The sequence below is a fragment of the Streptomyces millisiae genome, from assembly GCF_031845425.1.
Lineage (GTDB): Bacteria > Actinomycetota > Actinomycetes > Streptomycetales > Streptomycetaceae > Streptomyces > Streptomyces millisiae.
The window spans coordinates 1-433 of the sequence record NZ_JAVREM010000346.1; the positions used below are offsets into that span (position 1 = coordinate 1).

Annotated in this window: 2 pseudogenes; one reads left to right on the forward strand and one right to left on the reverse strand. The window is 66.5% G+C overall.

The window, feature by feature from the left end:
* A pseudogene (locus RNC47_RS37010) lies at positions 1–124 on the reverse strand (pyridoxamine 5'-phosphate oxidase family protein); the annotation flags it as partial.
* A 132-nt stretch (positions 125–256) separates the two neighbouring features.
* Between RNC47_RS37010 and RNC47_RS37015 the strand changes: the two are divergent.
* Positions 257–388 (forward strand): annotated as a pseudogene (locus RNC47_RS37015) (IS5/IS1182 family transposase); the annotation flags it as partial.
* Between the last annotated feature and the right edge of the window lie 45 nt (positions 389–433).

The following is a 433-nucleotide window of genomic DNA, read 5'->3' on the forward strand; positions in this document are numbered from 1 at the left end:
GCGCGTACTGGTACCAGATCGGCACGGTGAGCGGGGCGCGCCCCTCCTCCGCCGAGTCCACGGCCAGCGCGGCGACATGGGGTTCGGCCAGGAACTGTTCACGCTCGTCGTGGGTGAGAGCCACAGATACTCCTCCATCGAGGGATGTCCTGCGCCCAGGTTGCCGCACTTTGTGACCGGCGGCTGCCCGGACGGTGACATCGTCGTACGTCGCCTGTCTGCGGGGCCGTGGACGTCCGGCGGTACGACGGTGCTGTTGTCAGGGGTGTCGAAGTCGGCGGTGGGCCGGATCATCGATCACCTCGGACCGATGCTCGCTCTCCAGCCCCGCCAGCGGTTCGCCAAGGACATCGTGCTCATCGTGGACGGCACCCTGGTGCCCACCCGGGTTTGTGTGTTGGTTTGTGTTGGGGTTGATGGTGTGGGTGTGTAG